We start from the raw sequence: 13,805 nt of genomic DNA, 5'->3' as shown, positions 1-13,805 counted from the left end.
TGCTGCGCCAGCGGCTGCGGGCCGCGCGCCAAAGAGGCGAACTTCTAGAATCCCGCGCTTTTTCCGCCGCCCTGCTTTTCCAGAACGCTCCGTTCAAAACGCTTTGCCATGACCGCCACGCCGAACCAATCCCAACAGCCCGGCCTCGCCCGCCTTTCCAAGTCATTTGAGCCTGCCGCCATCGAATCCCGCTGGGGGCCGCAGTGGGAAGCGATGGGGCTGGGCCGCGCGGGCTTTCGCGGCACGGGCGCGCCCAGCGCCGAGGCGGCGGCCCGGGGCGAGAACTTTTCCATCCAGCTGCCGCCGCCCAATGTGACGGGCACGCTGCACATGGGCCATGCCTTCAACCAGACCATCATGGACAGCCTCACGCGCTATCACCGCATGCGGGGCTTCAACACGGTCTGGATTCCGGGCGCCGATCACGCGGGCATTGCCACGCAAATCGTGGTGGAGCGTCAGTTGCAGGCGCAGGGCATCAGCCGCTACGACATGGGCGCTACGCCGCCCGAGGCACGCAAGAACTTCGTCGCCAAGGTGTGGGAGTGGAAAGAGCAATCGGGCAACACCATCGCGCAGCAAATGCGCCGCATGGGCGACAGCGTGGACTGGAGCCGCGAGTACTTCACGATGGACGAGCGCCTGTCGGAAGTGGTGACCGAAACCTTCGTGCGCCTGTATGAGCAGGGCCTGATTTACCGGGGCAAGCGCCTGGTGAACTGGGACCCGGCGCTCAAAAGCGCGGTGAGCGATCTGGAAGTGGAAAGCGTGGAGTCCGACGGCAAGATGCACTACATCTGCTATCCCTTCGTGGACGGCCCGCAAATGATTGACGGCAAGCTGGAGCGCGGCATGACCATTGCCACCACGCGCCCCGAAACCATGATGGCCGACGGCGCGCTGGCCGTGCACCCCGAAGACGAGCGCTACCGCCACCTGGTGGGCAAGTGGGTGGAGCTGCCGCTGAACAACCGCAACATTCCCATCATTGCCGACGACTTCGTCGATCGCGAATTCGGCTCCGGCTGCGTGAAGATCACCGGCGCGCACGACTTCAACGACTACGCCTGCGCCCAGCGGCATCACTTGCCGCTCGTCACCATCTTCACGCCTGAGGCGCGCATCAATGAAAACGGCCCCGCGCCCTACCAGGGGCTGGACCGCTACGAGGCGCGCAAGAAGTTCCTGGCCGATTTGCAGGCGGGCGGTTATGTCATCGACATCAAGCCACACAAATACATGCTGCCCATTTGCGCCCGCACGGGCCAGGTGGTGGAGCCGATGCTGACCGACCAATGGTTCGTCGCCATGAGCAAAGTGGGCGAGGGCGAGACGAAATCCATCGCGCAAAAAGCGATTGATGCCGTGCAAAGCGGGCAGGTGCGCTTTGTGCCCGGGCAATGGGTCAACACCTACAACCAGTGGATGGGCAACATTCAGGACTGGTGCATCAGCCGCCAGCTCTGGTGGGGGCACCAGATTCCGGCCTGGTATGGCGAAGACGGGCGCGTGTTCGTGGCCCGCAGCGAGCAAGAGGCCCGCGCCCGGGCCAGCGCGGCAGGCTATGAAGGCGCGCTGGAGCGCGACCCCGATGTGCTTGACACCTGGTATTCCTCCGCCCTGGTGCCCTTCAGCACGCTGGGCTGGCCCCGGCAGGGTGAAGAGGCCACCAGCGACTACAACCTGTATCTGCCCAGCAGCGTGCTGGTGACGGGCTACGACATCATCTTCTTCTGGGTGGCGCGCATGATCATGATGAGCTGCCACTTCACTGGCCGCGTGCCCTTCCGCGACGTCTACATCCACGGCCTCGTGCGCGACGCGCAGGGCAAAAAAATGAGCAAGAGCGAAGGCAATGTGCTTGATCCGGTTGATTTGATCGACGGCATTGCGCTCGAACCCCTGCTCAAAAAGCGCACCACCGGCCTGCGCAAGCCCGAAACCGCGCCGCAAGTAGAAAAAGCCACGCGCAAAGAGTTTCCGGACGGCATCCCAGCCTACGGGGCCGACGCGCTGCGCTTTACCTTCGCCGCACTGGCCAGTCTTGGCCGCAGCATCAACTTCGACAGCAAGCGCTGCGAGGGCTACCGCAACTTCTGCAACAAGCTCTGGAACGCCACGCGCTTTGTGCTCATGAACTGCGAAGGCCACGACTGCGGCGATGAAAGCAGCGCCCGCCACCGCTGCGCCGCTGACCGCTGGATCGTCAGCCGCCTGCAAAAAGCCGAAGCCGCCGCCGCGCAAGGCTTTGCCGACTACCGGCTCGACAACGTGGCCGCCGCCATTTACGACTTTGTGTGGAACGAGTTCTGCGACTGGTATCTGGAAATCGCCAAAGTGCAAATCCAGACCGGCGCGCCCGAACAGCAGCGCGCCACGCGCCGCACGCTGCTGCGCGTGCTTGAAGCCGTGCTGCGCCTGGCGCACCCCGTCATTCCCTTCATCACCGAAGAACTCTGGCAAACCGTGGCCCCGCTGGCGGGCCAGGCCGTTCAGCCAGGCCAGAGCATCGCCTGCGCGCCCTACCCGCAAGCGCAGCCTGAACACATCGACGAAGCCGCCGAAGCCGAAGTGGCCCGCCTGAAGGAGTGGGTGGACGCCTGCCGCGCCCTGCGCGGCGAAATGCAGGTCTCCCCCGCCCAGCGCCTGCCCCTGTATGCCGTGGCGGACACGCCCGAAGCCGCCGCCAGCCTGCGCGCCGCCGCCCCCGCCCTTCAGGCCCTGGCCAAGCTCAGCGAAGTGAAAGTGTTTGACGACACGCCCGCCTGGCAGGCCGCCGCCCAGGCCGCCCCCGTGGCCGTGGCCGGCGGCGCGCGCCTGGCGCTGCACCTTGAAATTGACGCGGCCGCCGAACGCGCCCGGCTGGGCAAGGAAATTGCCCGCATCGAAGGCGAAATCGCCAAAACGCAGGCCAAGCTCGGCAACGAAGCCTTTGTCGCCAAAGCGCCGCCCGCCGTCATCGAGCAGGAAAAAAACCGCGCCGCCACCTTTGGCGCCACGCTGGCGCGCCTGCAAGAGCAACTGGCGCGGCTGCCCAAGTGACCCCGCCCGCCGCCCAAGCCCGCGCTTTCGCCCGCAGGCGGGCTGCATACCGCTTTTCAGGATGGATGGAGCGCCCCTGAATTCGCTCCTCTATCCATAGCGTGAGGTCCTAGTGCAGAAAGCGCAACGGGCATTTTTATCGCTCTTGATTTGCTCCTGTTTTTAAATGATGCCTGGCGGAAGGAGCGGCCCAGCAAGCCATCTCACCCGCCTGCGCCATCCGCATCCATTCCGGCCTGCGGAGCGGGCGGGCCGCCATGAAGGCTGTCTGCCATGCAGTGCGGCGGCCCCGCGCGACATACTTGCCAGCCCGTTCAACTCCGCCACGCCCGCAGTTCATGACGCCCCGCATCGTTCATGGTGATTTGCTGGATCAGCCCGCGCAGGTGCTGGTCAATGCCTGGAACCGCAACATCATCCCCTGGTGGCTGCTGCTGCCGCAGGGCGTTTCCGGGGCCATTCGGCGGCGGGCGGGCTGCGCGCCTTTTCGCGAGCTGGGGCGCATGGGGCCGATTCCCTTGGGCGGGGCGGTGCTCACGGGCGCGGGGCGGCTGCCGTGCAAGGCGCTGATTCATGTGGCGGGCATCAGCCTGTGGTGGCGCGCGAGCGAGGCGTCCATTGGCCAGTCGGTGCATTCGGCCATGCGGCTGGTCAATGAGCACGGATTTGCCAGCGTGGCGTTTCCGCTGATTGGCGCCAGCACCGGCGGTTTTGGCGCAGAAGGATCGCTGCGCGTGATGCTGTCGGCATTCAAAGACATTGAGTCTGCCGCAGAGGTCACGATAGTGCGCTACCCGGACTGAGCCAGCCGTGCAGCCCAAGAGAATCGGGCGGATCAGGGAAAGTAGACTTTCGTTGTATAGATAGATACCCTTATATCTAGAAAAGGCGCCTAGTAACGATCCTAGCTGTGCATGATGAAAACAATGTCCTACAGTCGCAATGCAGCTTGTCGGGTGCAGGGCTACATTCCATTTTTTGCACCTCTGCCTAAGGAGATGCATCATGGCATCCATCTCAAGTCGTGTGGGTCCTTCCTTCGCTGCCTATGCGCAACAGACTGCGTCGGATAAGGCAAACGTTTCCGGCGCAGCCACAGAAGTTGAAGCCGTCGAAACGCCACAGGCAAACAACAGCCAGGCAAATCGCCCGGAAACGACTCGGGCGGGCGCCGTAACGAATTTGCGTGACTTGCCTGGCGCACATCCATACTCCCTTTTGCAGGAAGGAAAGCGTGAGGGAAAAAACAGCGCCCAATCAACAGATGCTCGAACCAAGGCCAACGATAATCATACTGATCAGTTTGGAGATTATTATGGTTTTTCTGCGAAGGCCGCAGAATCGATAGCCGGCAGCGCAAGCAAAGCAGCGAACTGCCATTACTCGATTACTCTGCAAACGTTCGCTTGCACATCAAATAATCCCAATACTCCAAATTTAAGAAAAAGCATTGATCCGGGCTGCATTCATTCTGGTCGCGGCGACCATAAAAACAATCCTGACTCCGTTCATGTAAAAGATCACGGGCCAATTTGGCCGGGATTATTTACGATGAAGCCGAATACCAAGCCGGGTCATGAGGGATGGTATGCATTGCAGCCCGTTGGATGGAGCAAGGTCGATTCCTTTCGCTATCGTATGGGCCTTATCAGAGGGGGAGCGAACTTGCATATTGGACATGTATCCCACGGATGCATCACGGTTCATCCGCGTTGCCAAGACCAGTTTAATGACATGATCAATCTTCTGAATGATGGAGCTAGATATGGAGATGGAAACATACTCAAGGTCATAAAATGAAGAAAATACTATTTATTATATGTATCTTTATCGCAATCAGCCTGGCTTCATACATATGCGCGAGAATCTTTTATAGCATCAAAATGGACGAGGCCACTGTTTCGTGGAAAAATGGCGATATTCATCGCGCGATCATTCAGTACGAGGAAATACCGTATTTGATATACCCTGCGGCAGATGAAAACCTATTTGAAATTCACGCCGACAGGAAATATAAGGTGAATGATGTGCAAAAAGCATTCTCCTATATTAAGAAATATGACTGCAAAAAACAGGGCGCCCTGATAAATGGAGCCATTAATCATTACAGCCTTTCCAATAGTGATAGATATTATTTGATTAATAAACTGTCGGAGTGCATATAATATCCCCGCGCTCTGGATTGCATCTCCTGCGATGGCGCACGCCTGCTGTTATGTTCTGCTTTCATTTTATTGCAACGAAAGTTCGGGGAGAAAGTCTTTAATGGTTTCAAACGGATCGGGAATTTCGCCAGTCCTTTCGAGGCGGGCGCCAAAGCCATTCTGGAAAAAGTTGCTGGTATCAAGCCACTGTCTGACTTCGTGACCAAAGGCGGGGAGCTGGTAGGGTCATTAGGAAAAGCGGTCGGTAAATTTGCCGCAAAAGCTGCCACGGTCTTAACCTTTGCCGAGCTTGGTATCACAGCTGTTTCAAGCGGTGTCGCTGAATATTGCGAAACAGGTGATATCGGTAAGGCTGTTGGTAAAGGAGCGCTTTCTGCAATAGCCAGCGTAGGTCCGTTGGAAGGAGCTACTATTGGATCCGCCATTGGAGGTGTTCCGGGGGCATGTATTGGAGCAGGAGTGGGCCTTATTGTTCAAGGCATCAAGTTTGTGGAGCCTAAATTCTTTGATGATCCCGTTCAAGGAACAAAAAATATCATGAGCAAAATTGGCAGGGGTATCCAAGGAGTAACAAATACCGTTTCCAGCGTTTTTGGCGGCATTGGAAAGGCACAGGGATTTATATCATAAGCAATGATAAAAAAATCGGTATTTCAAGCCAGCTTTGAAGAGAGTTTGAATCTGGAGAATGATGAATTCCGGAAATTGCAGGACGCGCAGCATCTCAAAACGGCCAAGCATTTTGACAAGGGAAGCTCTTCTCTGAGGTTCAAGCTCTATAGTTTTATATTGGCGGCAGTCTTTGTCATAGGACTCAATTTTGCGGTGTTCGTTATTTCCGTCATGCTCCATAACGATGCCGAGGAATTGAGGGTCCCTATATATGAGAAAAGTTTCCTGACGGCCGAAGTCTTTCTGATTGGTCTGTTTCTTTGGCTGTTGCTGGTGCTGGCCGGGAAGGCAATAAAACGAAACTATATATTGCCTTATCGCTATCATTTTCATATTTTTACGGCAATGATCTGGTTCTTGTTGGAGCTGGATCTGCTGTTCACTGATTTTCTTTTGCCTGCCCTGTCATTCTTTTGGGTTGGAGCTATTTATGCTTTCATGATATTTCTGGCTGCCTGGATGCTTGTTGTGAAACTGAAGTATCTGAGAAGGCTTTTGTATCATGAAGCCGCAACGCCCGCTCTGCAGGATAAAGTTGCCGGCCTCATGGCTGTGTATGGAATGGGGATTCTAGGTGTGGGGATCATGATCAAACTGATGTTAGGAAGCTCTTCGCTGGAACTGTCAGCATCAATACAAGCTTTTGGATTTTTATTGGCGTGGCTCATCATCAATGCCGGATCCATTGCCGCCGTTATCTTCGTAGGATTTCCTTATTTTCTGTTGGCGTATTACAAATTCAGATACCCTGAAAAATACCGGAAACAAGAAGGAAAATCGCTGGAGGATTGGTATGGCAGGCGTTTTTTGAGGCAACACAAGGAGTTGTTGGAAAATGGATAAATCAAGAATTGCTGCCGCTTGACAGCGTTGTTTACCTGGATCAGGGGCGGCAAGGCCCAGCACTACCCGGGTTTGTGCTTTTCGCGCCCGGGCTTTGAACAGGCTCTCGGCGCACAGACCGGGCGGGCGTGAACGGACAAGGAGACAAGGGAAAAAGGGGCTTTTCAGCCCCCTTTTTATTGCCGCGCCTTGTGCAGCAGGTGCATGGCTGCCACCAGCAAGGCCCCGGTAGCCAGGCCCGCGCCTGCGTCCAGCAGCAGCGGCAGCAGCGCGCCGGTCAGGCCGCCCGCTGCCTGCCAGCCGTGGGCTAGGTGGTGCAGCGCGGGCACGCCGTGAACGAGGATGCCGCCGCCGACCAGAAACATGGCGGCGGTGCCGGCCACCGTGAGCAGCTTCATCAGCCACGGGGCCAGGCGCAAGATGGCGCGGCCCGCCGCCTGCGCGGCGCGGCTGGCGCGCTGGCTGAGAAACAGGCCCGCGTCGTCGAGCTTGACGATGGCGGCCACCAGGCCATACACGCCCGCCGTCATGATGAGGGCGACGCCCGCCAGCACGGCCAGCTGCGTGGGCAGCGGCTGGCCTGTGACATTGCCCAGGGTGATGGCGATGATTTCGGCAGAGAGCACGAAATCGGTGCGCACGGCGCCTTTGACTTTGGCTTTTTCCAGCGCGGCCAGATCGGTTTCAGCGCGCGCGTCTGCACCGGGCGCGGCTTCATGCTCTTTTTCATGCCCGCCCAGAAAGCGGTGCGCGAGCTTTTCGGCGCCTTCAAAGCACAAAAAAGCGCCGCCGGCCATGAGCAGCGGCGTGACCAGCCACGGCGCCAGCGCGCTGATGGCCAGCGCGGCGGGCACCAAAATGGCTTTGTTCACGAGCGAGCCTTTGGCCACGCCCCAGACCACGGGCAGCTCGCGGTCGGCCCGCACGCCCGCCACCTGCTGGGCGTTGAGCGCCAGGTCATCGCCCAGCACGCCCGCTGTTTTTTGCGCGGAAAGTTTGGTGAGCACGGCCACGTCATCGGCGGCGGCGGCGCTTTTGCGGGCGGCCACCTTGGTCATGAGGGCCACGTCATCCAGCACGGAGGCAATGTCGTCAAGCAGGGCAAGCAAGCTGGCGGCCATGAGAAGTCCTTGGGTTGAAGTGAAGAATCAAAAGCGGCGTCAAAGCTGTTCGAGATAGGCGGTGATGGGCGCGGTTTCGGTCATGCGGCGCAAGTCGCCAAAGGCGGCGGCCGCTTGCGGATAGCGCGCCTGCAAGGCGTGCAGCCACTGCTTGAGCCGCCCGGCGCGGTGGCGCGGCTGCACGCGCTGGCACACATCGCGCCAGAAGCGCCGCAGCAGCGGCGGCAGCGCCGCCCAGGGCAGCGCGCCGCCGCCTGCAATTTGCAGCGCCAGGCCCGGGTTGGCGACCATGCCGCGCCCGATCATCAGCGCCTGGCAGCCCGTGACGGCGCGGCAGCGGGCGGCGTCTTCGGGCGTGAGGATGTCGCCATTGGCCACCACCGGCACGGCCACGCTGGCGCGGATGTCGGCCACGCGTTCCCAGTGTGCGGGCGGGCGGTAGCCCTGCGCGCGCGTGCGGGCGTGCACCACGATTTCGCCAGCGCCGCCTGCGGCCAGCGCCTGCGCGCATTCAATGGCGCGGGCATCGTCCATGTAGCCCAGCCGCATCTTGGCCGATACGGGCAGGTGCGCGGGCACGGCGCGGCGCACGGCGGCGGTGATGGCGTGCAGCAGCTGCGGCTCGTCCAGCAGCACGGCCCCGCCGCGATGGCGGTTCACCGTTTTGGCCGGGCAGCCAAAGTTCAAGTCCACCCCGTGCGGGGAAATGGCCGCCAGGCGCGCGGCGTTTTCAGCCAGGCAGGCCGGGTCTGAACCCAAAAGCTGCGGCCGCAAGGGCACGCCCGCTGGCGTGAAGCCGCCGTTGAGCAGCTCCGGCGCCACGCGCGTGAAGCTGCGCAGCGGCAGCAGCTGGTCGGTCACACGGATGAATTCCGACACGCAGCGCTGCACGCCGCCCACTTGCGTGAGCGCGTCGCGCAGGGTGCAATCGAGCAAGCCTTCCATGGGGGCCAGAAGAATCGTCATGGCGCTGCAATCGTCGTGGCGGCCCGCCGTCAGAAGCCGCTGCGCAGGCCGCCCGCCGGTTGGCGCTTTTGCAGGCGGGCTGGGCGGGCGTGAGCGCATGCACCAGAGCGCCGGAGCGCGCCCGGAACCCGCCCCTTGCCTTTGCGGCCAGCGCAAAGTTGCGTGCAGACCGGGATGGAAGGCATTATTTCGCTCCTTTATTCATAGCTGTATGTCCTAGTAGAAAGTGCGCAAGGCGGCATTTTGACCCCCTTGAATTTGCTCCTGTTTCTGATGCCATGAGCCCCCCGGCTCAGGCCACCCTTTGCACCTGCTGCGGCTTGAAGCCGAAGTGGCCGTCGCGCCCCTTGCGCGCGCGGGCGGCCAGGGCGTTGTTCAGGCTGCGGATTTCCAGCACTTCCTCGCGCGCTTTGCCGCCGCGCCCTGTGCCGGTGACGCGGATGCCGCGCGCGTAGCTGGCTGCGCCGGCCAGGGCGTCGCCTTTTTCCAGGGCGATGAGGGTCAGGCCGCGCCCGCCTTTTTCCATCAGCCTGATTTCTTCGAGCGCGAAGGTGAGCAGCCGCCCGCCGGTGGAAACGCAGGCCACGTGCGTGTCCGCCGCGCCGGTTGTCTGCCCGCTTGATGCCTGCCCGCCTGCTGGCGCTTCGCCTGTGTGCACGAGGGCCGGGCGGCAGATGCGGGCGCCTTCGGCCAGGGTGATAAAGCTTTTGCCGCCTTTGTGGCGCGAGAGCATGTGCTCCACCTGCGCCAGAAAGCCGTGGCCGCTGCTGGCGCAAAGCAGCAGCGTGGCGCTGGCCGGGCCGGCAAAGTAGTGCACGGGCTGGCTGCCCGCTTGCAGCTCGATGAGCGTGGTGACGGGCTGGCCGTCGCCGCGCGCGCCGGGCAGGCTGGCGACGGGGGCGCTGTAAACGCGCCCGTCGCTGCCGAAGATGAGCAGGTGATCGACGCTGCGGCACTCGAAGGCGGCATACAGCCCGTCGCCCGCCTTGAAGGCAAAGGCTGCCGCGTCGTGCCCGTGCCCTTGCCGCGCGCGCGCCCAGCCTTGGGCGCTGATGATGACGGTGACGGGTTCATCAGCCACTTTCACCTCGGCCACGGCTTTTTTCTCGGCGTGAATGAGCGTGCGGCGCGCGTCGCCGAATTCTTGGGCGTCGGCCTCGATTTCGCTGACCATCAGGCGGCGCAAGGCGGCGGGGCTGTCCAGAATTTCCTGCAAGGCGGCTTGCTGCTGGCGCAGCTGGGCCAGCTCCTGCTCGATGCGGATGGCTTCCAGCCGCGCCAGTTGCCGCAGGCGGATGTCCAGAATGTCGTCGGCTTGCGCCGGCGTGAGGGCAAAGCGGGCGATGAGCGCGGCCTTCGGTTCGTCGCTTTCGCGGATGATGGCGATCACTTCGTCGATATTGAGCAGCACGATTTGCCGCCCTTCCAGAATGTGGATGCGCTCGCTCACCTTGCGCAGCCGGTGCTGGCTGCGGCGCGTGATGGCGCCCTGGCGGAAGGCGATCCATTCGGTGAGCATGTGCCGCAGCGGCTTTTGCACGGGCTTGCCGTCCAGCCCCACCACTGTCAGGTTCACGGGGGCCGAGGTTTCCAGGCTGGTGTGCGCCAGCAGCGTTTGCGCCAGCTCTTGCTGGCTGATGGCGCGGCTTTTGGGCGCGAGCACGATGCGCACGGGCGCTTGCTTGCCCGATTCGTCGCGCACTTCGTCCAGCACGGCCAGCAGTGCGGCCTTGAGCTGCGTTTGCTCTTGCGTCAGGGCCTTTTTGCCCGCGCGCACCTTGGGGTTGGTGATTTCTTCAATTTCTTCCAGCACTTTCTGCGTGGAAACGCCGGGGGGCAGCTCGGTCACCACCATCTGCCACTGGCCGCGCGCCAGCTCTTCCACCTTCCAGCGCGCACGCACTTTCAGGCTGCCGCGCCCGGTGCGGTAGGCGTTTTCGATGTCGCTGGCGGGGCTGATGATTTGCCCGCCGCCGGGGTAGTCAGGCCCGGGCAGGAGGGCAAAAAGCGCTTCGTCGCTCAAGGCCTCGTTGCCAATGAGCGCCACGCAGGCATCGGCCACTTCGCGCAGGTTGTGGCTGGGAATTTCGCAGGCCAGGCCCACGGCAATGCCGCTGGCGCCATTGAGCAGCGCAAAGGGCAGGCGCGCGGGCAGCTGGCGCGGCTCTTCGGCGCTGCCGTCGTAGTTGGGCGCGAAGTCCACCGTGCCTTCGTCTATTTCTTGCAGCAGCAGCTGCGTGATGCGCGACAGGCGCGCTTCGGTGTAGCGCATGGCGGCTGCGCCGTCGCCATCGCGGCTGCCGAAGTTGCCCTGCCCGTCAATGAGCGGGTAGCGCAGCGAAAAGTCTTGCGCCATGCGCACCAGCGCGTCATACGCGGCGCTGTCGCCGTGCGGGTGGAACTTGCCCAGCACGTCGCCCACCACGCGCGCGCTTTTCACGGGCTTGGCCCCGCTGGCCGCGTTGGCGCCCGCAAAACCCAGCCCCATGCGGCCCATGGCGTAGAGAATGCGGCGCTGCACGGGCTTTTGCCCGTCGCACACATCCGGCAGGGCGCGGCCCTTGACCACGCTCAGCGCGTATTCCAGATACGCCTGCTGCGCGTAGGCCGCCAGCGCCGGGGCGTCATCGTCGCAGCCGGCGCCGGTCTGCGCGCTGAAAAGGTTTTCGTCACTCATGCTGTGCAATCGCTCGTTTTTTGATAGCTGCCCGCGCCCATTCCACGGGGACTTCAGGCCAATCGGGGGCCTGAAACCGGAGCCGGAAAACAGCCGCCGCAGCCCGGCGGCGGCCTGCGGCAAAAAGGCGCGAGTATGAAGCGCCGCGCGCCCTGATGCGCCCGGCGGCGGGCTACGACGCGGGCGCGTCAGCCTGCGCCCGGCCTGCCGCGTCTGAATCGCTGGCCGGGCCTGGCCCGTCCGCGCCGCTGGCCGCTGGCAGCGCCACGCGCAGCCAGGAAGGCGCGCCCAGCTCCGCCGCCGCAATCGCCGGACTGACCTGCCCCGGCGCCTGCGGGCGGAAGGCGCCATACAGGTGCATCACCTTCTGCACATAGCCTTGCGTCTCGCGGTAGTCCGGCACGCGGTTGCCCGCGCGGCGCACCGCGCCCTCGCCCGCGTTGTAGGCGGCAATGGCCAGGGCGGGCCGCCCTTCAAACTTTTGCAGCAGGTAATTGAGGTGGCGCGCGCCCGCCTCGATGTTGGTGCGCGGATCCGCCAGCCCATCGGCCTGCACGCCGTACTGGCGCGCCGTGGCGGGCATCAGCTGCATCAGCCCCACCGCCCCGGCGTGCGAGACCGCGCCGGGGTTGAAGCTCGACTCCGCCGCCGCCACCGCCTTGAGCAGCCCGTAGTCCAGCGCGTACTTGCGCGCCGCATCGCGCAAGTGCGGCTGCACCGCGTGGTAGCGCGGCGATGTCTCCAGCCGCGCCATGCCCTGCGGCAGCGGCGCATGGCGGTTGATCTCCTTCAGCCGCGTCGTTGCATCCTTGATCTGCGCCAGCCGCTCCATGCTCGCGCCCTTGACCAGAAACTGCCCCGGCGTGCCCAGCGGCTCCGCCGAAAAATAAATGGCCCCCGCCGCGTCCACGTGCATCCACAAATCAGCCCGCGCCTGCGCGCTCCAGGCCAGCGCCAGGGCAGGCAGCGCCACGCGGCAAAGCAGGCAGGGCAGCGGAAAAGACGGTTTCATCAATCTGCGATTCGGTTCAAAGGCGCGGGGCCAAGATGTGAAGGCCAGGCTCTGCGCCCTGGTCATGGGCATCCGGTCTTTGTATCAGAAAGAGGTTACAAAATGAATGGAATTGTCAAAACCATCGTTCATTCCCCGGCTTTCTTTGCGCGCAGGCAACAGCCGCTGCGGGCCGCGCACGATATTTGCCCTGGCTATAATCCGCGCTTTCGCCGACTTAGCTCAGTTGGTAGAGCAACGCACTCGTAACGCGTAGGTCGCCAGTTCGATCCCGGCAGTCGGCACCAAAGCTTCAGGCCGCATGGTTTACCGCCATGCGGCTTTTTCTTTGGCCTGCCTGATTTCCAGCCCGCGCGCGTACAGCGCGTTGCGGCTGCCGCCGGTGGCCTCGGCGGCCAGGCGGGCGGCGGTTTTCAGCGGCAGCTCGTCCATCAGCAGGCACAGCAGGCGTTCTTCGTCAATGGCGCGCGGCGCGCGGGCGTGCGGCGCGGGGTGCAGCACGAGGGCGAACTCGCCGCGCTGGCGCTGCGCGTCAGCGGCCAGCCAGGCGGGCAGCTCTTGCGCGGGCAAGGTGGCGATTTGCTCAAACTGCTTGGTCAGCTCGCGCGCCACCGTCACGGCGCGCGCGCCCAGCACGGCCAGGTCGCCGGCCAGCGCCTGTATGCGGTGCGGCGCTTCCAGCAGCACAACGGCGCGCGGCTCGGCGGCCAGGGCCTCGATGGCTTCGCGCCGCGCGGCGGCCTTGCCCGGCATGAAACCGGCGAAGACAAAGCCCCGGTCATCGCCTTGAGCGCCGCCAGCGGCGCCCGCAACGCTCAAGGCCGCCGTCACGCTGCTGGCGCCCGGCAGGGGCACGATGGCATGGCCTGCGGCGCGCACGGCAGCGGCCAGGCGCGCGCCGGGATCACTCACGGCGGGCGTGCCCGCGTCGCTGACAAAAGCCACGCGCTCGCCGCGCGCCAGGCGGGCGATGACGGCTTGCGCGCCTTCGGCCTCGTTGTGCTGGTGCACGGCCAGCAGCGCGCGCGGCTCCACGCCGTAAGCGCCCAGCAACTGGCGGGTGTGGCGCGTGTCTTCGCAGGCAATGGCATCGGCCAGCGCCAGCACGTGCAGCGCGCGCAAGCTGATATCGGCCAGGTTGCCGATGGGCGTGGCCGCCATGTACAGCGCCCCTTTCGGATAATGCTGCGCCCCGGCGGCGGCCTGCGCGGCAGGCAAGGCGGCATGCAGGGCGCGGGCGGCAAGCGAAGGCGTGAAAGCGGTCATGGCAGGCAAAGGCGAAAAGGCGCGCGCGGCGCTATGGCAAA

General features: G+C 63.1%; 10 protein-coding genes and 1 tRNA gene. 6 read left to right on the top strand and 5 right to left on the bottom strand.

Annotated elements, in window-relative coordinates; all coding sequences use genetic code 11:
* Nucleotides 1-108: 108 nt before the first annotated feature.
* The 5 genes from QB898_RS01380 (at nucleotide 109) to QB898_RS01360 (ending at nucleotide 6,722) form a co-directional block, all read left to right on the top strand.
* Nucleotides 109-3,042 (top strand): valine--tRNA ligase, encoded by a 2,934-nt coding sequence (locus tag QB898_RS01380; protein ID WP_279523505.1) that lies wholly within the window; start codon nucleotides 109-111, stop codon nucleotides 3,040-3,042.
* A 338-nt stretch (nucleotides 3,043-3,380) separates the two neighbouring features.
* A complete protein-coding gene (locus tag QB898_RS01375) occupies nucleotides 3,381-3,845 on the top strand; it encodes a macro domain-containing protein (RefSeq protein ID WP_102283337.1) in 465 nt (154 codons plus the stop codon).
* Nucleotides 3,846-4,047: 202 nt separating this feature from the next.
* The gene (locus tag QB898_RS01370) at nucleotides 4,048-4,842 is read left to right on the top strand and encodes a tlde1 domain-containing protein (RefSeq protein ID WP_279523504.1); all 795 of its coding nucleotides are present in this window, start codon (nucleotides 4,048-4,050) and stop codon (nucleotides 4,840-4,842) included.
* Nucleotides 4,843-5,276: 434 nt separating this feature from the next.
* Nucleotides 5,277-5,837, top strand: a complete 561-nt coding sequence (locus QB898_RS01365) for a hypothetical protein (protein WP_279523503.1) — start codon at nucleotides 5,277-5,279, stop codon at nucleotides 5,835-5,837.
* A 3-nt stretch (nucleotides 5,838-5,840) separates the two neighbouring features.
* Nucleotides 5,841-6,722 carry a hypothetical protein gene (locus tag QB898_RS01360; protein WP_279523502.1) on the top strand — a complete coding sequence of 294 codons (882 nt, stop codon included), beginning with the start codon at nucleotides 5,841-5,843 and terminating at the stop codon, nucleotides 6,720-6,722.
* Nucleotides 6,723-6,898: 176 nt separating this feature from the next.
* On the opposite strand, the gene QB898_RS01355 is transcribed toward QB898_RS01360, so the two are convergent.
* The 4 genes from QB898_RS01355 to QB898_RS01340 all read right to left on the bottom strand — a co-directional run bounded on the left by QB898_RS01355 (nucleotide 6,899) and on the right by QB898_RS01340 (nucleotide 12,498).
* On the bottom strand, nucleotides 6,899-7,843 hold the full coding sequence (locus tag QB898_RS01355; RefSeq protein WP_279523501.1) for a DUF808 domain-containing protein: 945 nt from the start codon (nucleotides 7,841-7,843) through the stop codon (nucleotides 6,899-6,901).
* A 39-nt stretch (nucleotides 7,844-7,882) separates the two neighbouring features.
* Entirely contained in the window at nucleotides 7,883-8,809 is a 927-nt protein-coding gene (locus QB898_RS01350) for a tRNA dihydrouridine synthase (protein ID WP_279523500.1), read from the bottom strand.
* 292 nt (nucleotides 8,810-9,101) lie between these two features.
* Nucleotides 9,102-11,486, bottom strand: coding sequence for a DNA topoisomerase IV subunit A (gene parC / locus QB898_RS01345; protein WP_102283330.1), 2,385 nt, complete (start codon nucleotides 11,484-11,486; stop codon nucleotides 9,102-9,104).
* A 172-nt stretch (nucleotides 11,487-11,658) separates the two neighbouring features.
* Nucleotides 11,659-12,498 carry a lytic transglycosylase domain-containing protein gene (locus QB898_RS01340; protein ID WP_279523499.1) on the bottom strand — a complete coding sequence of 280 codons (840 nt, stop codon included), beginning with the start codon at nucleotides 12,496-12,498 and terminating at the stop codon, nucleotides 11,659-11,661.
* A gap of 211 nt (nucleotides 12,499-12,709) precedes the next feature.
* On the opposite strand from QB898_RS01340, the gene QB898_RS01335 reads away from it, so the two are divergent.
* Nucleotides 12,710-12,785: transfer RNA gene (locus tag QB898_RS01335), tRNA-Thr, on the top strand.
* 19 nt (nucleotides 12,786-12,804) lie between these two features.
* Here QB898_RS01335 and rsmI read toward each other — a convergent pair.
* Nucleotides 12,805-13,764, bottom strand: a complete 960-nt coding sequence (rsmI, locus tag QB898_RS01330) for a 16S rRNA (cytidine(1402)-2'-O)-methyltransferase (RefSeq protein ID WP_279523498.1) — start codon at nucleotides 13,762-13,764, stop codon at nucleotides 12,805-12,807.
* Nucleotides 13,765-13,805 lie beyond the last annotated feature (41 nt).

Origin of the sequence: Ottowia cancrivicina (assembly GCF_029813755.1) — a bacterium.
Taxonomy (GTDB): domain Bacteria; phylum Pseudomonadota; class Gammaproteobacteria; order Burkholderiales; family Burkholderiaceae_C; genus Ottowia; species Ottowia massiliensis.
Note: the sequence above shows the minus strand (reverse complement) of the source record. Positions and strands in the feature narration are given on the sequence as shown.